Source organism: Parvularcula oceani (genome assembly GCF_000733125.1).
Classification (GTDB): Bacteria; Pseudomonadota; Alphaproteobacteria; order Caulobacterales; family Parvularculaceae; genus Parvularcula; species Parvularcula oceani.
Genome location: NZ_JPHU01000003.1, coordinates 1 through 17,573 on the forward strand (window position 1 = coordinate 1; position 17,573 = coordinate 17,573).

General features: G+C 68.1%; 15 protein-coding genes. 10 read left to right on the plus strand and 5 right to left on the minus strand.

Annotated elements, in window-relative coordinates; all coding sequences use genetic code 11:
• Nucleotides 1-414: 414 nt before the first annotated feature.
• Nucleotides 415-711 carry a GIY-YIG nuclease family protein gene (locus IE88_RS0104135; protein ID WP_031550577.1) on the minus strand — a complete coding sequence of 99 codons (297 nt, stop codon included), beginning with the start codon at nucleotides 709-711 and terminating at the stop codon, nucleotides 415-417.
• Nucleotides 712-1,292: 581 nt separating this feature from the next.
• Here IE88_RS0104135 and IE88_RS0104140 point away from each other — a divergent pair.
• The 6 genes from IE88_RS0104140 (at nucleotide 1,293) to IE88_RS0104165 (ending at nucleotide 8,914) form a co-directional block, all read left to right on the plus strand.
• The gene (locus IE88_RS0104140) at nucleotides 1,293-1,751 is read left to right on the plus strand and encodes a hypothetical protein (protein ID WP_031550579.1); all 459 of its coding nucleotides are present in this window, start codon (nucleotides 1,293-1,295) and stop codon (nucleotides 1,749-1,751) included.
• A 282-nt stretch (nucleotides 1,752-2,033) separates the two neighbouring features.
• Entirely contained in the window at nucleotides 2,034-2,996 is a 963-nt protein-coding gene (locus tag IE88_RS0104145; RefSeq protein WP_031550582.1) for a TIGR03885 family FMN-dependent LLM class oxidoreductase, read from the plus strand.
• Between the two features lie 63 nt (nucleotides 2,997-3,059).
• Nucleotides 3,060-4,709, plus strand: a complete 1,650-nt coding sequence (locus IE88_RS0104150; protein ID WP_031550584.1) for an alpha-amylase family protein — start codon at nucleotides 3,060-3,062, stop codon at nucleotides 4,707-4,709.
• Nucleotides 4,710-4,822: 113 nt separating this feature from the next.
• Nucleotides 4,823-6,007, plus strand: a complete 1,185-nt coding sequence (locus IE88_RS0104155; RefSeq protein ID WP_202900427.1) for an AI-2E family transporter — start codon at nucleotides 4,823-4,825, stop codon at nucleotides 6,005-6,007.
• A gap of 55 nt (nucleotides 6,008-6,062) precedes the next feature.
• Nucleotides 6,063-7,916 (plus strand): cobaltochelatase subunit CobT, encoded by a 1,854-nt coding sequence (gene cobT / locus IE88_RS0104160; RefSeq protein WP_031550589.1) that lies wholly within the window; start codon nucleotides 6,063-6,065, stop codon nucleotides 7,914-7,916.
• Entirely contained in the window at nucleotides 7,913-8,914 is a 1,002-nt protein-coding gene (locus IE88_RS0104165) for an esterase-like activity of phytase family protein (protein ID WP_031550591.1), read from the plus strand. The genes cobT and IE88_RS0104165 overlap by 4 nt, the downstream gene beginning before the upstream one ends.
• On the opposite strand, the gene IE88_RS0104170 is transcribed toward IE88_RS0104165, so the two are convergent.
• Both IE88_RS0104170 and rpmB read right to left on the minus strand, forming a co-directional pair.
• Nucleotides 8,840-9,598, minus strand: a complete 759-nt coding sequence (locus tag IE88_RS0104170) for a 7-cyano-7-deazaguanine/7-aminomethyl-7-deazaguanine transporter (protein ID WP_156032369.1) — start codon at nucleotides 9,596-9,598, stop codon at nucleotides 8,840-8,842. The genes IE88_RS0104165 and IE88_RS0104170 overlap by 75 nt on opposite strands.
• A gap of 52 nt (nucleotides 9,599-9,650) precedes the next feature.
• On the minus strand, nucleotides 9,651-9,929 hold the full coding sequence (gene rpmB, locus IE88_RS0104175) for a 50S ribosomal protein L28 (protein WP_031550595.1): 279 nt from the start codon (nucleotides 9,927-9,929) through the stop codon (nucleotides 9,651-9,653).
• A 220-nt stretch (nucleotides 9,930-10,149) separates the two neighbouring features.
• Between rpmB and IE88_RS17110 the strand changes: the two genes are divergently transcribed.
• On the plus strand, nucleotides 10,150-11,139 hold the full coding sequence (locus IE88_RS17110; RefSeq protein WP_051881495.1) for a crotonase/enoyl-CoA hydratase family protein: 990 nt from the start codon (nucleotides 10,150-10,152) through the stop codon (nucleotides 11,137-11,139).
• Between the two features lie 53 nt (nucleotides 11,140-11,192).
• On the opposite strand, the gene IE88_RS16290 is transcribed toward IE88_RS17110, so the two are convergent.
• Nucleotides 11,193-12,404, minus strand: coding sequence for a LysM peptidoglycan-binding domain-containing M23 family metallopeptidase (locus IE88_RS16290; RefSeq protein ID WP_051881496.1), 1,212 nt, complete (start codon nucleotides 12,402-12,404; stop codon nucleotides 11,193-11,195).
• A gap of 154 nt (nucleotides 12,405-12,558) precedes the next feature.
• Between IE88_RS16290 and rnr the strand changes: the two genes are divergently transcribed.
• On the plus strand, nucleotides 12,559-14,976 hold the full coding sequence (gene rnr / locus IE88_RS0104190; protein WP_081871429.1) for a ribonuclease R: 2,418 nt from the start codon (nucleotides 12,559-12,561) through the stop codon (nucleotides 14,974-14,976).
• A gap of 19 nt (nucleotides 14,977-14,995) precedes the next feature.
• Here rnr and carA read toward each other — a convergent pair whose 3' ends face one another.
• Entirely contained in the window at nucleotides 14,996-16,180 is a 1,185-nt protein-coding gene (gene carA / locus IE88_RS0104195; protein WP_031550604.1) for a glutamine-hydrolyzing carbamoyl-phosphate synthase small subunit, read from the minus strand.
• Between the two features lie 155 nt (nucleotides 16,181-16,335).
• On the opposite strand from carA, the gene IE88_RS0104200 reads away from it, so the two are divergent.
• Both IE88_RS0104200 and IE88_RS0104205 read left to right on the plus strand, forming a co-directional pair.
• Entirely contained in the window at nucleotides 16,336-16,803 is a 468-nt protein-coding gene (locus tag IE88_RS0104200) for a GatB/YqeY domain-containing protein (RefSeq protein WP_031550606.1), read from the plus strand.
• Nucleotides 16,804-16,897: 94 nt separating this feature from the next.
• Nucleotides 16,898-17,548, plus strand: coding sequence for a DUF2959 domain-containing protein (locus IE88_RS0104205; protein WP_031550608.1), 651 nt, complete (start codon nucleotides 16,898-16,900; stop codon nucleotides 17,546-17,548).
• Nucleotides 17,549-17,573: the final 25 nt, after the last annotated feature.

A 17,573-nucleotide genomic window follows, 5' to 3' on the forward strand; every position in this document is an offset into this window, starting at 1 on the left:
CCGGGCGCAGTGGCCGGGCCGCTCGCGCACTGGCCGACCACTCCTCACAGCGCCGGATGTTCCGTGATGGGCCCCGGCGCTCCGCTTCGCTTCAGCCGGGGTGACAGCGGAGAGAGCGGGCAATCGGCGACCCTCTCGCCAAGCGGTGAGGATCGAGCATCGCTCCGCTTTGCCCTTCAACCAGCCATCGCTCCGTCCTCTCGCGCACCGCCGACAACAGGCGTCACCCCGGCCCCCGAGCCGGGGCCCATCTCGGGAAGAACGGCCGGGCGCAGTGGCCGGGCCGCTCGCGCAATGGCCGACCACTCCTCACAGCGCCGGATGTTCCGTGATGGGCCCCGGCGTTCCGCTGCGCTCCAGCCGGGGTGACAGCGGAGGGAGCGGTCTGTTCACCACCTCCTCGCCCAGCGGCGATCACCCCGTCCAGCCGCCCATGTCGTGGAAGAGGTCCCGCCAATCCGGGTTCGTCTTTTCGATCTCCTCTTCCTTCCATGCCCGCCGCCATTTCTTCACGCGCTTCTCGTGGGTGATGGCGGCGTCGACGCTCTCGAACCGGGCGAACCAGACGAGCTTGGTGCAGCCGTGCTGCGCCGGGAAAGTCGCGCCGCGCCCTTCGCGGTGTTCGGCGATGCGCCGGGAGAGGTCGTTGGTGACGCCGGTATAGAGCGTGCCGCGTTTCCGGTTGGCGAGGATGTAGACGTAGTAGGTCACGAGGATGCGGTGGCTGTGTTCGGGTTGCTTCGCCAGCTGTGTGCGCAGCCTGCCGTTGCACCCTTTCCCTCTTCCCGAGATGGGCCCCGGCTCTCCGCTGCGCTCCGGCCGGGGTGACGCCCAGCTTTAGCCGCTGTCACCCCGGCCCCCGCGCCGGGGCCCATCTCGGAACAGCGGCCGCTCGCGAGCACTGCCCGCCACTTATCCCCACCACCCTCTCCGCCCCCTACCCTGCCAAGGCGACCCTCACCGGGGCTGACAGGTACCGTCATCTGTGAGGAGGGCCGCCCGTGATCTCAGGCGAGAGGTCTGCGGCGCGCGTGAGGGGCTCTGCCCCGAGCGGCGCCCGCCCCAAAACGGGGCGACAAAAGCAGCCCTCCGACGGCCCGCCTTTCCCGCGAGCTCATCGGGCCGGGAGGGGTCAAGGATCGCGGCTGCGCGCGGGCGAGGGGCTTGGGGCCCCCGAACGCCGGAGCACAGTTCAAAAAACCCTTTCGCTGCGGCGCGTCCGCGCGCGGGTCCCCTGCTTTTCTCGTCCCCCGCGACAGGCGGGCGCTTCAGCTTGCGCGAAAGGAGGCGTTATGCCCCGCAAACGCCCCCGGCCCTCCTGCCGCGGCGACACCTTCCCCGACCGCCACGGCGAAACCCTCGCCGATATGGACGATGCGCGCCGCGCCGAGCTCGGCCTGACGCCCGAGCTCCTGGCGCGGATCGAGCGGCGGGTCGCCTATCTCATCACCCATCGCCACCGCCCGCACGAACGCGGCACGCTCGTCTGGTTCTGCCTCCTCACCGGCTGCGCCTTTACGCGCGACATCGCGGAGGCGGCGGAGGCCGTGCATCGCTATTGGCACAGCCAAGAGGGGACCTGCTGTCTCGGCCGCGAGGAAGTCCGTTTCGCCCGCGACGGCCTTGAGGCCCTCGGGCCCCGACTGCCGGTCCGGCCCGGACGGAGACGGCAGGAACGTGCTGATCGCGTGGCGCCTTCACGACGGAGAGCGCCGCAGGGAGACGATAGAAGGCAGCCTCCCCCTCCTTGAGAGCCCGGTTCCGACAAGCCGGGTTGCAGCCGGACGAGGGCGCCCGCCCGCCGGCTATCCCCGCCCCGTCCTCTTACCCCCGCGAACAGCACCGCTGCTCGCGGCACCGTCATCTGCGAAGACAATCCCCGCGCCTCCAGTTCGGATGCTCGCCGAGCGGCGCTGATCCCGCTGCCCTGCCGATGGGAGGACACCTGCCGAACGCCGCGATGGCTGCGGAACGCTGAACCTCTTTTTCTGTTCCTTCCCTTCAGCGCCACGAGACGATGCGCCGGAGGCCCCATGACCCGCTACGGCTACCATGTCAGCCACGAGCAGTTCGATCCGAATGACCTGCTCGCCTGGGTCCAGCGGGCCGAGAGCGCGGGGTTCGAGGTGTTCACCGCCTCCGATCACCTGCACCCCTGGAACGAGCGGCCGGGGCATGCGGGCTTTCTCTGGACCTGGCTCGGCGCCGCGATGCAGGTGACCAAGGGCGAGTTCCGGTCGGTCTCCTGCCCCGGCTACCGCTACCATCCGGCGATCCTGGCCCAGGCGATGGCGACGACCCGGCACATGTTTCCCGGCCGCCTCGACTGCTGCCTCGGCTCCGGCGAGCGGCTGAACGAAGCGACGATGGGCATGGCCTGGCCCGTGAAGGCCGAGCGCAACGCCAAGCTCCAGGAGTGCTGCGAGCTGATGCGGCGCCTCTGGGAAGGCGAGACGGTCACCCATCACGGCCGCGTCGTGATGGAGGAGGTGAAGCTCTATACCCGCCCCAAGACGCCGCCGAAGATATTCGGCGCGGCCGTCACGCCGGGCACGGCGCGCTGGCTCGGCTCATGGGCGGATGGCCTCCTGACGCTCTGCGGCGGCCCCGACGACGACCTCAGAGCGGTGATCGAGGCGTTCCGCGAGGGCGGCGGCGAGGGCAAGCCCGTCGTCTGCCAGATGAAGCTCGCCTGGGGCACGGACGAAAAGGCCCTGCGCGAGGACGCCCTTCACACCTGGGGCACCAATCTCGTCGTCGGTCAGGTCGTCTGGGAAATCCCCACCCCGAAACAGTTCGAGGAGGCGGCCGCCTATATGACGACAGAGGACCTCGACCGGACGGTGCGGGTCTCGACCGACCTCGACCAGCACGCGGCGTGGGCGCGGGAATACGCCGAATGCGGCGTGGACGAACTGATCTTCCACAACGTCGCCACCAATCAGGCGGACTTCATCGACGCCTTCGGCGACCGCGTCCTGCCCCAGTTGAGGTGACGGTGTGACCGGGGAGCGCCGCGATCCCGGAGCGGCCCGTCAGCGAAGGAAAGGCAGGCGGGCATGATCCCGGACCTCTGGTACAAGAACGCCGTCCTCTACAACCTCTCGCTCGAGAGCTTCCTCGATTCCGACGGCGACGGGATCGGCGATTTCGACGGTCTGATGCGCAGGCTCGACTATCTGCGCGGGCTCGGCGTCACGGCGATCTGGCTCGCGCCCTTCTATCCGAGCCCGCGGCGGGACAATGGCTACGATATCGAGGACTATTACGGCGTCGACCCCCGCTATGGCAGCCTCGGGGACTTCGTCGCCTTCACCCATGCGGCGCGTCAGCGGGGCATGCGCGTGCTCGTGGACCTCGTCATCAATCATACCTCGGACCAGCACCCCTGGTTCCAGGCGGCCCGGGACGATCCCTCGTCGAAATATCGCGACTACTATATCTGGGCGGACGAAAAGCCCAAGGACGCGGATGACGGCGTCGTCTTTCCCGGCGTCCAGGAGACGACCTGGACCCGCGACGAGAAGGTCGGCGCCTACTATTTCCACAAGTTCTACGAGTTCCAGCCCGATCTCAACATCGCCAATCCGGAGGTGCGGGACGAGCTGCGCAAGATCATGGGGTATTGGCTCGCGCTCGGCGTGTCGGGCTTCCGGATGGATGCGGTGCCCTTCCTGATCGCCCGGGACGGCGTGGACACGGAGGCCCCCGAGCCCGCCTACGAGTTCCTGAGGGAGCTGCGCGCCTTCGCCCAGTGGCGCAACGGGGATGTGGTCCTCCTCGCCGAGGCCAATGTCGAGCCGAAGACCGCCAAGGCTTATTTCGGCGAGGACGGCGACCGCCTGCACATGATCTTCGGCTTCCCAGTGAACCAGGCGCTGTTCTATGCGCTGGCGACGGGGGAGACGGCCCTCCTGCGCGAAGCGGTCGAGGCCCTGCGCGGCGTGCCGGACACGGCGCAGTGGGCGCACTTCCTGCGCAATCATGACGAGCTGTCGCTCGACAAGCTGACCGAAGAGCAGCGGTCCCGCGTCTTCGAGGCCTTCGCGCCGGACGAGGACATGCGCATCTTCGATCGCGGAATAAGGCGGCGCCTGCCGCCCATGCTCGGCGGCGACCGGCGCCGCATCGAGCTTGCCAATTCCCTCATGCTCACCCTGCCGGGCACGCCGGTCCTGCGATATGGCGATGAAATCGGCATGGGAGACGACCTCTCGCTCGAGGGCAGGTTCTCCTGCCGGACGCCGATGCAGTGGTCGGGAGAGCGCAATGCCGGCTTCACCTCGTCGAAGGATCCGGTGAGGCCGGTGATCGACGAGGGCGACTATGCCTATGAGTGCGTCAACGTGGCGAGGCAGCGGACCGAGGCGGAGTCCCTCCTCAGCTGGACCGAGCGCATGCTCCGGATGCGGCTCGAGCTGCCGGAGATCGGCTGGGGCGAATTCGACATAATCGACACGCAGGACGGCACGCTCGCCATCAGCTATGCCTGGCAGGATCGTCGCGCCGTCTTCGTGCACAACTTCACCGACGAGGATGCCTCGGTCCGCCTGCCCGTCGAGGCGCTCGGCGGGACCGGCAAGCCGCTGACCTGCCTTCAGACCGACACGGCCAATCACCCCGAGAAGGGGCACTATGACGTCGCCCTCTACCCCTACGGCTATCGCTGGTTCCGCCTGGGCGGCCTCGAGGACATGATCGATGAATGAAGCGTGCCGGGCGGCACAGCGCGATCTGCCTGTTCGCTGCGCACGGAAACGCCGTTAAGGTGTTCCTTCAACGGCTTCTTCCAGGCGCCTGAAGGAGCGGACAGAGACAGGTCATGGCAGACGGTACGACACTTCCTTCGAGCCCGGTCCCGACCAGCGAGGTCGCAGGCCACCCGCTGGCGCGCGGCTCCCAGCCGGCCGACGTCGCGCGACCTGCGCGGCAGAAGCCGAGCTGGGCGATGATCGGCGTGTTCCTCCTCCTCGCCACCGCCGCCTTCATCTACGCCCAGGCCTTCTTGATGCCGGTCGTGCTCGCCTTCCTCCTCGCCATCACCTTCACGCCGGTCCGGCGCGCGGCGAACCGCCTGCGCATTCCCTCGGGCGTCACGGCGGCGCTGGTCGTCGTCGGCCTTCTGGCCGGGCTCGTCGCCACGGTCGCCGCGATCTCCGCCCCCCTCACCGGCTATATCGAGGACGCCCCCTATCTGATCCAGGAGGCCGAAGGGAAAGTCCGCTCGCTGAGCCAGACGGTTTCCAGCGTCGCCGAGGCTGGCGAGAAGATCGAGGAGGTCACCCGCGACGCGGACGCTCCCACCAAGGTCGAGGTCGCAGAGCCCGGTGTGGCCGGCAAGGTGGCGGGCATCGCGCCCTTCATTCTCGCCCAGACCGTTCTGACGCTGGTCCTGCTCTTCTTCATCCTGGCATCGGGCGACATGTTCGCCGAAAAGATCGTCCACTCCATCGGGCGCTTCAAGGACAAGCGCCGGGCGGTCCGGATCATCCGCGACATCGAGACCAAGCTCGCGCACTACTTCTTCACCATCACCGTCATCAATGCGGGGCTGGGCGCAGCCATCGGCATCGCCATGTGGGCGATGGGCATGCCGCACCCTTACCTGTTCGCGGTCTTCGCCTTCGTCTTCAATTTCATTCCCTATGTGGGCGCGATCGCGGGCGTTCTGCTCGCCACGCTGATCGGGATCGTGACCTTCGATCAGATCGGCACGGCGTTCCTCGCGGGCTTCATCTATTTCGCGCTGACATCCTTCGAGGGGCAGTTCGTCACTCCCTACGCGGTCGGGCGCAGCCTCAAGCTCAACACGGTGGTGGTCTTCATCGCCGTCGCCTTCTGGGGGTGGATGTGGTCGGTCATCGGGATGCTGGTCGCCATGCCGATCCTGATCGCGGTGCGCGCCTTCTCCGAGCACATCCCTCAGCTGCGCGGCTTCGGCGACTTCCTCTCCGCCCGCCACGCCGAGGAGGACCACGGCGCGGGGGAACGGCAGCCCGCCGGCTGATCCGCGACACCGGCGCCCGCTGGCCAGACGACCGGCGGGTGTCTAACTCCGCATCATGTCCACACCTTCCGAAACTCCTCTCGAACGCTTCAAGAGAGTCCTCGCCCAGACCACGCGCGCGCTCTCGGCAGAGCAGGATGTCGAGGTGCGCTATGGCGGGGACAGCCCCTCCGTCGAAGGGACGAGCGCCCGCCTGCCTCTGCCTCCGCGCAAGCTCGATCGCCGCAAGGTCGCGATCAGCCGCGGCCATGCCGATGCGGCCGCGCTGCGCCTCGCCCACCACGATGCGGGGCTGCATGCCCGCCTCGCGCCGCAGAACGGAGAAGGCCGCGCCCTTTTCGCCGCGCTCGAGGAGGTGCGGGTCGAGGCGCTGGGCGCGAACGCCCTTTCGGGTATCGGGAACAATCTCGACGCCGCGCTGGAGCGGGAGCTGGAGGAGAAGGGCTATCGCCGGATGGAAGACCGGCAGGACGTCCCCCTCTCCGATATCGTCCGCCTCCTCGCCCGCGAGAAGATGACCGGCCGCCCGGTGCCCAAATCGGCGGCGAAGCTGGTCGATCTCTGGCGCGACGAGGTCGAGGACAAGGCCAAGGCGGCGCTCGACGCGCTGGCGGAAAGAGAGAGCCACGAGGACCAGGACGCCTTCGCCCGCCTCGCCCGCCGCCTGATCGACGACCTCGATCTCGGCGACGAGAAGGGAGAGGATGCCGACGAGGAAGACCGCTCCGAGGACGAAGGCACCCAGCAGAACGAGGAGCAGGAGCCTCAGGATCAGGAGAGCGACGAGCAGGGCCCCGGCGAGGACGAACCCGAGGACCAGATGCCCGACACCGGCGATGCGCCGGAGGGCGAGGCCGACCTCTCGGACCAGCCGCAGGACGCGCAGGAAAGCCCCGACCCTGCCGAGGGCGACGAGACCCAGGCCGGCGTGTCCCGCCCGGACTTCTCCGGCGATAGCGGCCTGCGCTACGGCGCCTACACCACGGAATTCGATCAGGTGGCGAATGCCGCCGATCTTTGCGACCCGAACGAGCTGTCGCGCCTGCGGGCGACCCTCGACGGTCAGCTCGAGCAGATGCAGGCCGTCGTCTCCCGCCTCGCCAACCGCCTGCACCGCCGCCTGCTCGCGCAGCAGAACCGCGCCTGGCAGTTCGATCTGGACGAGGGCGTTCTCGACGCGGCCCGCCTCGCTCGCGTGGTCGCCGACCCGATGCAGCCGCTGAGCTTCAAGCAGGAGAAGGAACAGGAGTTCAAGGACACCACCGTCACCCTGCTCCTCGACAACTCAGGCTCCATGCGCGGGCGGCCGATCACGGTTGCGGCGATCTGCGCCGACATCCTCGCGCGGACGCTGGAGCGCTGCGGGGTCAGCGTCGAGATCCTCGGCTTCACGACGAAGGCGTGGAAGGGAGGCCAGTCGAGAGAGAAATGGGTCGCGGACGGGCGTCCCCGCAATCCGGGCCGTCTCAACGATCTTCGCCACATCGTCTACAAGCCCGCCTCCGTCCCATGGCGGCGCGGCCGCGACAATCTCGGCCTCATGCTCAAGGAAGGGCTTCTCAAGGAGAATATCGACGGCGAGGCGCTTCTGTGGGCCCATGACCGCCTGCTCGCGCGGCCCGAGGCGCGCCGCATCCTCATGGTGATCTCGGATGGCGCGCCTGTGGACGACGCCACCTCGTCGGCCAATGGCGGCGCCTATCTCGAACGCCATCTGCGGGAGGTGATCGCCTTCATCGAGACCGGCTCTCCGGTCGAACTCCTCGCGATCGGGATCGGCCACGACGTCACCCGCTTCTATCGCCGTGCCGTGACGATCGGCGATGTCGAGCAGCTCGCCGGCGCGATGATCGAACAGCTCGCCGCCCTGTTCGAAGACGAGGTGTCCCTGCCGAGGAGGCGCGCGTGATCGGCGCCCTCATCGCTCTTCTGGCGCCTTTGTCCGTGACGGCCGAGCCCTTCCCGGGCCTCGAACAGCCAGTCAGCGTGGGATGCGCGGAACTGATCGGCGGCGTGATCCTTCGCGGCCCCGAAGCCTTCGGAGGATTGTCCGCGCTGACGGTCGACGTGGACGGAGACGCCCTTCTCGCCCTGTCGGACGCGGCCTGGCTGTTCTCCGCCGATGTCGAGACGCGGCCCGATGGCGCCGTCGCGGCCCTGCGCGGTGTCCAGTCCTTCAAGCTCCACGACCGGCAGGGCCGCCCGCTGAACAAGATGAGCGGAGATGCCGAAGCCATGGCGCTTCTCGGAGACGAGCTCGCCATCAGCTATGAAGGGCGCAACCAGATCGTCTCGGTGAACGGCGATGTCCGCCAGCTCGCCCCGCCCACGCCTCCTGCCGAGGAGGACCGGCCGATCCTCAAGAGGAATTCCGGCTTCGAGGCACTCGTCGCGATGGGCGACGGCACTCTGATGGCCGTGTCCGAGGGCGCCGACGAGGATGGCCTCGCCATCGTCCGGCGCGGGCGGCTGGGGCGGCCAATGTCCGAATGGGCCCGCACCGCCTATCGGCCCACCAAGGACTTCGCGGTCACCGCCGCCGATCTCGACCCGCTGAGCGGCGACCTCTTCGTCCTCGAGCGGGCCTTCTCGCCGCTTCAGGGGCCGAGGGCCCGCCTCAAGCGGGTCGACGGGGCGCGGCTCGGCGCCGAGGTCCTCGAAGGAGAAGAGGTCGCGCGGCTCGGCCTGTTGCAGGGCATCGACAACATGGAAGGGCTCAGCCTCGTGGCCCGCACCGACGGCTCCCTGCGCGCCTATCTCGTATCCGACGACAACTATTCGGCCCTGCAGCGGACGGTCCTGCTCACCCTGGCGATCCCGCCCGGCTGCGGCTCACCGGCCGCCCAGGCCCGGGCGGGGACGGATGCGCCGGCGCAGGAGGTGGTAGACGAGCAGGAAGGCGGCTGAAGCCAGGATCTTCAGGCTGAAATCGAGAAACATCCATGAGGCCCAGGGCGCGCTCGTCGCGCCATAGGCGACGGGGAAGAACAGGAGGACCTGGACCCCGAAGCCGAACAGAGCCCCGTAGAACGGCGCGCGCCACCATTGGCCGCCCCGCGTGGCGTCATAGATGTGGATCGCCACCTGCTGACCGACATACCAGCTCAGGATGATGCCGATCACGTAGCGGCCGCCCGGCAGGTCATCCTGTGTGAGCTGGGGGGCCAGATAGGCCAGCATGGCCGCAGCGGCGCAGATCGCCAGCAGCCAGGACAGGCTCTGCGCCCGCGACACGAGGATGCCGCCGTGACGGCGGGTCATGAAGAGGAGAAGGAAGACGGAGCCGGCGAGCAGGGCCTCGCCCCGGCTCATCCAGTTGCTGGCCGCGAGGTCCCCCCGCCCGGCCCAGCCGTCGAACCAGCCGAGCGGCAGATCGAGCGTGATCAGGGCGATCAGGAACAGCGGCAGGACGAGCGTGGACAGGCCCAGCACGGCGAGACAGCGCCGCAGGACCGCCCTCGCTTTGTGTGCGAGGCGCTCGCGCGCACTGCGTTCGTCGACATGGAAGCGCTCGCCGATGACGACGTCGCTGACTGGGCTCTGGCGGAAGACCGCATCTTCCGCGAAGGCGTTGATCGTCGTGCTGCTCACGCTGTCCTCCGGCTCGCCTGGCGGCGGTCCCTTCGGCACGTGAGCCTCCGGTTTAGCCGGCCGCGGCGATCTCTCGCTTCACCTTGCGGGCATTGTCCGACAGAACCTCGTCCTTCGACTTGAGGAGGAACGTGTCGAGACCGCCCACATGGTCGACGGAACGCAAGGCGTGTGCCGAGATGCGGAATTTGAAGCTGCGGTCGAGACGGTCGCTCAGAAGCGTGACCTTGCACAGGTTCGGGACGAAGCGGCGCTTGGTGCGGTTGTTCGCGTGAGAGACGTTGTTGCCGGTCACGGGACGCTTGCCGGTGAACTCGCAGACACGGGACATGATTGGCCTCGGAGAAAATCTATGGAGCGCAGGGGCGCAGACGAACGGGGCGGATACTCCCAAGCCCGGCGACCGTCAAGCGGTCTCAGGCCCGGACAGGCGCGCAGGAAAAAACATGCGATTTATCCAGAACCGGGAATAACACCGGCAGGATTCTTGCGGTTCCGTTCACGTTTTCGTAACCTTGTCCGAGGGGACAGGGCATTCAGAGGGGAACAGCATGGCCTTCGGACAAACCGCCTCGCAGACGGCCGCCACCGATAACGGATCCGGCCCGACGGAAGCCACTCTGGCTTTCCTGAACGGCTGGAGCGGCCTCGGCGTCGAACTCACCTATGACTGCGACGACAGGACAGTGACCTCGTGGTGGAACCACGCGCAGCGTCCCAACATGACACCGGAAGTCATGCGGTCCTGCGATTCGCTCTATGCGGGCCTGAAGGCCTGTTCCTGGGCGGGCGACGACTGGTTCCGCTTCTATGTGATGCGCACCAAGCACGAGCGCATCTGGTCTTACGGCGGCGACTTCTCGCTGCTTCTGGACGTCATCGAGCGCAAGGACTCGGCGACCCTCCGCAAATATGGGGAGGTCTGCATCCAGTCGATCCACAAGGTCCTGTCGGGCGTCGGCGACCGGATGATCAGCATCGCCGCCGTCGACGGCACCTGTCTGGGCGGCGGCCTCGAAGGAGCGCTCGCCTGCGATTACGTGGTCGCGGAGAAGTCGGTGAAGCTCGGCCTGCCCGAAGCGAATATCGGCATGTTCCCCGGTGCTGGCGCCTATTCCATGCTGACCCGCAAGATCGGGCGGCGGGAGACCGAGCGCCTGATCACGGCCGGCGCCTATTTCACCGGCGAAGAGGCCTATGAGCTCGGCATCGTCGACGAGCTCGCCGAGGACGGAGAGATGGACAAGGCGCTGGCGCGCCTCAAGGACACCATCGCGCCCCGCTTCAACACCTATCTGACGACGGTGCGGGCGCGCCGCCGCGTCGCGCCGATCATGCTCGAGGAGATGCAGCTCGTCATCGATGACTGGGTCGATGCCGCCATGAACATGGAGCCGCACCACCTCATGCTGATGCGCTATCTGCTCGACAAGCAGAAGGCCAATGCCAAGCCGAAGGCGCAGGTCGAATCGATCGACGGCGGCAGCATGCCGGAGCAGAAGCCGAACCCCTTCCGGGCGGAGCAGGCATCGGCGGGATAAACCGGGCTAGGCGCCTTCAGCCCGCGAGGTCCCTTGCGGCTGAAGGCGCTCGCCTATTGGTAGCTCGCCGGCAGGGCGGCGGTGGCCAGCGCGCCGTTGAGAGCGGCGATCGGGTCCTGCGGCTTGAGGTCGTGCCGCAACTCGAAGTGGAGCTGGGGCCCGTCGACATCGCCCGAGGCGCCGACCTTGGCGACCACCTGCCCCTGCTGGACCCGGTCGCCCTTCTTCACGAGAATCGCGTCGGTGTGGGCATAGGCGGAGACCCAGCCATCGTCATGCTTGACGAGGAGGAGGTTGCCGTAACCGGCCAGCTCGGCGCCCGTATAGACGACCTCCCCGTCCGCAGCGGCGCGGATCGGCGCGCCCACCGGCGCGGCGATGTTGATGCCGTCATTGCGCACGCCGTCCATGCTCGTGCCATAGCTGCGCACCACCGCCCCCTTGATCGGCCAGGAGAACCGGGAGCTGGCGGCGCGGTTGACGAGCACGGCATCGGCCTGCGGCTCGCGCGGCGCCGCCGGAACGGTTTCGACCACCCGCTCGGCGGGCGTGGCCGGAACGGCGGCGGGGATGATCAGGTTCTGGTTCAGCGACAGCGTGTAGGGCGCGCCGATCCCGTTCGCCTCGGCGAGTTCGCCGACGGAAATCCCGAACTTGCGCGCCAGGCTGAACAGCGTGTCGCCCGGACGGACCGTGTAGACCGCATCCACGCGGTCCCGCATGTCCGCGGGCTCGTCGATCGGCTCGATCCGCTCGACGAGCTGGCTCTTGGTGTCAGAAGCGAGCGGCCGCGTCGGGGTGGCCGCGACGGGCACCGCCTGAGGCGCGGGGATTGCGGGCGCGGGAGCGGCCTCGGGCGCCGCGGCGGCGATGGCAGGCGAAGCGGCCTCACCGCCGGTTGATGCGCCCGGCAGTGTCAGCGTCTGACCGATCTTGAGTTCATAGGGCGCGGCGAGGCGGTTGGCCGCGATGATCTCGGAAGGATGAACCCCGTAGCGGCGGCCGATGCCATAGACGGTGTCGCCAGGCGCGATCGTCACCGTGCGCGTCGCGGCAGCGGACGAGGCCGTCGCGGCGGCGCCGAACTGCAATGCCTGCGGCGCGCTTTTCGAGCTGTAGGCGATGTTCTGCGCATAGCGCGGATGCGCCGCCCCCGGATCGGTGCCGAAGGTGACCGGCACCGTCTGCGCCTGAGCGCCCGCGCCTGCGGCAGCGAGCGTTGCGAGGACGAAGCTGGAGACGGCGGCGAGGGAGTGTGAGCGCATGAGGAGCCTCCGGGCGGAGCCAGTTCGGGACCGGGTAAGATGGGTTAAGGCTTTGGAACCAGAATCGCCCGGCTGGCTTAAAAAAGGCCTAACGGAGGCGCGCTCGCGTCCCGTGAAGTGACAAAAGCCGGCAAACCGTGCCAATGCCTGTATCATGGCAGAACTTCCCTCCCCCCAGCAGATCGTCGACTATGTCCGGACCTTCACGGACAGGGGCGAGGGACCGCCCGCGCGGCGGGACATCGCCAAGGCCTTCAAGGCGAAGGGCCCGGATCGCGCCGCGCTTCGCCGCCTTCTGGGCGAGATGGAAGAAGAAGGCCTCATCACGCTCGAAGGCAGGAAGGCGAAGGTGAAGGGCCAGCTCCCCAAGGTGACGGTGATGGACCTCACCGGCACGGACGCCGAAGGCGATCTCCTCGCCCTGCCCCTGAAATGGGAGGGCGAGCCGCCGCAGGTCGTGCTGACGGAAAAGGGCGCCTCCACCATCACCCCGCCGCTCGGCGTCGGCGACCGCTTCCTCGGACGCCTCCACCCGCGCGGCCAGGGCCGCTTCGAGGCAGAGCCGATCAAGCGGCTCGGACAGCGCGCGGAGCGGGTTCTCGGCGTCTTCGAGCGGGCGCGGCGCGGCGGCGGCACGGTCGATCCGGTCAGCCGCAAGGCCGGAAAGCCCCTCCTGATCGAGCGCGGCGACGAGAACGGGGCGGAGGACGGCGCCCTCGTCTGGGCCGAGCCGATGAACGGACGCGGCTACGGCCCCCGCCGCGCGCGCATCGCCGAGGTCGTCGGCGCTTTCGGCGAGAGCGCCAACTGGTCTCTGATCGCGCTCGCCAATCAGGACATCCCGACGCAGTTTCCGCAGGAGGCGATCCGCGAGGCCGAGACGCGCAGCCTGCCCGACCTCGACCACCACGAAGACATCCGCGAGACGCCCCTCGTCACCATCGACCCGGCCGATGCGAAGGACCATGACGACGCGGTCTTCGCCGAAAAGACGAAGAGCGGCTGGCGCGTCCTCGTCGCGATCGCCGATGTGAGCTGGTTCGTCCGCCCGGGCAGCGCCCTCGACGAGGAGGCGCAACGGCGCGGCAACTCGGTCTATCTCGTCGACCGGGTCGTGCCCATGCTGCCCGAGGCGCTGTCGAACGGGCTCTGCTCGCTTCACGAAGGCGAGGACCGCCCCGCCCTCATCTGTGAGATGCACTTCTCGAAGACGGGACAGAAGACCAAGCACCGCTTCTTCCGCGGCATGATGCGCTCTGCGGCGAGCCTGTCCTATGAGGAGGCGCAGGCCGCGGCCGACGGCTCTCCGAACGAGCGGGCGAAGCCTCTCCTCAAGCGGGTGATCGAACCGCTCTTCGGCGCCTATGAGGCGGTCATGAAGGCGCGGGCGGACCGCTCGCCGCTCGAGCTGGAGCTGCCCGAGCGGAAGATCGTGCTGGGCGAGGACCGCGCGGTCGCAGATGTCGTCCTCAAGCAGCGCTTCGACGCCCACAAGCTGATCGAGGCCTTCATGGTCGCGGCCAATGTCTGCGCCGCCGAGACGCTGGAGGAGCACCGCTCCACCCTCATCTACCGCGTCCACGACGCGCCCGATCCGGAGCGCCTGGACGGGCTGCGCCAGTACCTTTCAACGATGGATTATTCCCTGCCCAAGGGTCAGGTCCTCAAGCCCGAGGGCTTCAACCGCGTCCTGTCCATGGCGAGCGAGCGCGACGAGATGGACATGGTCTCGATGGCGGTCCTGCGCACGCAGAGCCAGGCGGCCTATGACACGGCCAATATCGGGCATTTCGGGCTGAACCTCGCCCGCTACGCCCATTTCACCTCGCCCATCCGCCGCTATGCCGACCTGACCGTGCATCGCGGGCTGGTCTCCGTCCTCAAGCTCGGGCCGGGGGGCGAGCGTTCGGAGGTCGCAAAGGAGCTGCAGAAGATCGCCGAGGCGATTTCCGACACCGAGCGCCGGGCGGTCTCGGCCGAGCGGGAGACGCAGGACCGCTTCCTGGCGGCGTTTCTTCAGGACAAGGTCGGCGGCGAATTCGAGGCGCGGGTCAACGGCGTCACGGGCGCGGGCCTGTTCGTCACGCTGGACGAGACCGGCGCGGACGGCTTCGTCCCCGCCCGGACCCTGGGCTGGGAATATTTCGAGCATGACGAGGCGCGCAACGCGCTGATCGGCCGGGAGAGCGGCGGGCGCTATCGCCTCGGCCAGCGCGTGCGGGTGCGCCTGCTCGAGGTCACACCGCTGCAGGGCGGCCTGCGCTTCGAGATGCTGACCGAACCCGAGGCGGGCGAGAAACCGGACCGGCGCAAGAAGGGCGGAAAGCCGAAGACGACGCGCAAGGGCCGGCCCGTCGTCAGGACCAAGAGCGACAACCCCCGCCGCCGCGACGAGCCGGTCTCAGAAGCGCCGCGCAAGAAGAAGCCGCCGCGCCCGAAGGCCGCCGGAAAGCCGCAGCAGGAAGAAGAGATCACCCTGCGGCGGCGCCCGCGCAAATCGGCGGGCAAGACGTCGCCGCGTCAGAGCGCCGGCAAGAAGGCACCGCGCAAGGGACCGGCCAAGAAACGCTGAGCGCTGGCAACCCTCCGCTTCAAGCCGCCGCCTTCTCCCGCCGCATCGTCTCCACGAACCGTTCGAAGACGGCGAAGCTGTCCTGCGGGCCCGGGCTCGCCTCTGGGTGGTGCTGGACCGAGACGGCGGGCGCGTTCTTGAGGCGCAGGCCCGCATTGGTGCCGTCGAACAGGCTCGTATGCGTTGCCTCGACCGTGTCGGGGAGGCTCGCCTCGTCGACCGCGAAGCCGTGATTCATCGAGACGATCTCGACCTTGCCGGTCGCATGGTCGCGCACGGGGTGGTTCGCGCCGTGATGGCCCTGCGGCATCTTCATCGTGCGGGCGCCGACGGCGAGGGCGAGCAGCTGATGGCCAAGGCAGATGCCGAAGAGCGGGACCTTCGCCTCGAGCAGCTTCCGGATGACCGGAACGGCATATTCGGCCGTGGCGGCCGGATCGCCCGGCCCGTTGCCGAGCACGACCCCGTCGGGCTCATGCGCCATGATCTCGTCGAAGCTCGCCGCGGCGGGCACGACCGAAACGCGGCATCCCGCGCCGACGAGCCGGCGCAGGATGTTGCGCTTGACGCCATAGTCGATGACGACGGCGTGGGGGCCGTTCGGATCGCCGGTGCCGAAACCCTCCGCCAGGCGCCAGTCGCTTTCCGTGGCCGAGAAGGCCGACGGCGTGGCGACGCCTTTTGCGAGATCGCGCCCGAGCAGGCCCGGCCAGTCCTGCGCCTTGCGGATCAGCGCCTCCTCGTCGAACGATCCCGCGGCGTTATGCGCTACGACGGCGCTCATCACGCCTTCCTCGCGGATGCGGGCGGTCAGCATGCGCGTGTCCACGCCCGTCACGCCGATAATGCCGCGGCGGCGCATCCAGGCGGAAAGGTCGAGGCGCGCGCGGTGATTGGACGGCGAGGTCGCCGTCGCCCGCAGGACAGCCCCGCGCGCCGCCGCCGAGGACGACGTGCTGGCGTTCTCCACATCCTCGTCGTTTACGCCGGTATTGCCGATATGCGGGAAGGTGAAGGTGACGATCTGACCGGCATAGGACGGATCGGTCAGGATCTCCTGATAGCCGGTCATCGCGGTGTTGAAGCAGAGCTCCCCCACCGCGGCGCCCGTCGCGCCGAGGCCCTCTCCATGCAGGACGGTTCCGTCTGCCAGGATCAGCCTGGCGGTTGCGGGCGTGGAGGAGCTGTCTTGACAGAGGCGCATGAATAGATATCTCGTCGGATACTGACGGTCCAGATGGCGGGCCAAACGGTCAGGCATATAAGGTGCGCTGCCCGCGCTGGGAAGGGCGCAGCGCCCGCATCGTAAAAGACGACTGTTGAACGATCGCCGCCGGAGCGCGGCTCCCGAGGAAATTCATGACATCGACCCTGGTCAAGCAGATCAACGACGATCTCAAAACGGCGATGAAGGCGCGCAACGACAAGCTTCGCGTGGCCACGCTGCGGCTCATCTCCGCCGCCATCAAGGATCGCGACATCGCCGCGCGGGCCGAGGACCGCTGTTGCGGCCTGTCGGACGAGGAAGTGACGGCCGTCCTCAGCAAGATGGTCAAGCAGCGCGAGGACAGCGCGAAGACCTATGAGGACGCGGGCCGCATCGAACTGGCCGAGCAGGAGCGGCAGGAACAGGCGATCGTCTCCGAATATCTCCCGCGCCAGCTCGACGACGCCGAGATCGACAGCGCCGTCGAGGCCGTCATCGCCGATGTCGATGCCGATGGCCTCAAGGATATGGGCCGCTGCATGGGCGAGCTGAAATCCCGCTACGCCGGCAAGATGGACTTCTCGAAGGCGAACAAGGCCGTGCGCGCCAAGCTCGTCTGAAAAGGCAGCCCCTGCTCTTTGGCTCCCCTTGCTCTTCCGAAAGCGGGCGAAACACCCTACCTCACTGGGAGATGAGACAAATCAGGGGCTTCCGATGATTCCTCCTCTGCGGCACCTTCTGGCGGCCCTTGCGCTCTGCGTCGCGGTTCCGGGCTGCTCCTCGGTCTATTACGACGCGATGGAGAATCTCGGCTTCGAGAAGCGGGACATCCTCGTCGACCGGGTCAAGGACGGGCGCGAGGCGCAGGCCGACGCGCAGGAAGAATTCAAGGACGCGCTCGAGCAGTTCCGCAGCCTGGTCGACATTGACGGGGGCGAGCTCGAGAAGAAATACGACCGGCTGTCCCGCTCCTATGACAGCATGGAGAACGAGGCCGATCAGGTGCGCGACCGGATCGGCGCCATCGAGGATGTCGGCCGGGCGCTGTTCCGGGAGTGGGAGGACGAGCTCGACCAGTACAGCTCCAATGAGCTGCGGCGCAGCTCGGCGGTACAGCTCCGCGAGACGCGCGCCCAATACGATCAGGTCGTCGCGGCGATGAACCGCGCCGCCGCGAAGATGGATCCGGTCCTCGAGATCTATCAGGATCAGGTTCTCTACCTGAAGCACAACCTCAATGCCCGCGCCGTCGCCGCGCTCGATACGGAGCGGCTGGCGATCGAGCGGCGCGTCGAGGATCTGATCGCCGAGATGGACGCGGCCATCGCCGAGGCGAACCGCTTCATCGCCCAGATGGAAAGCTGAGCCCCGCAAAGGCGCAGGACAGGAC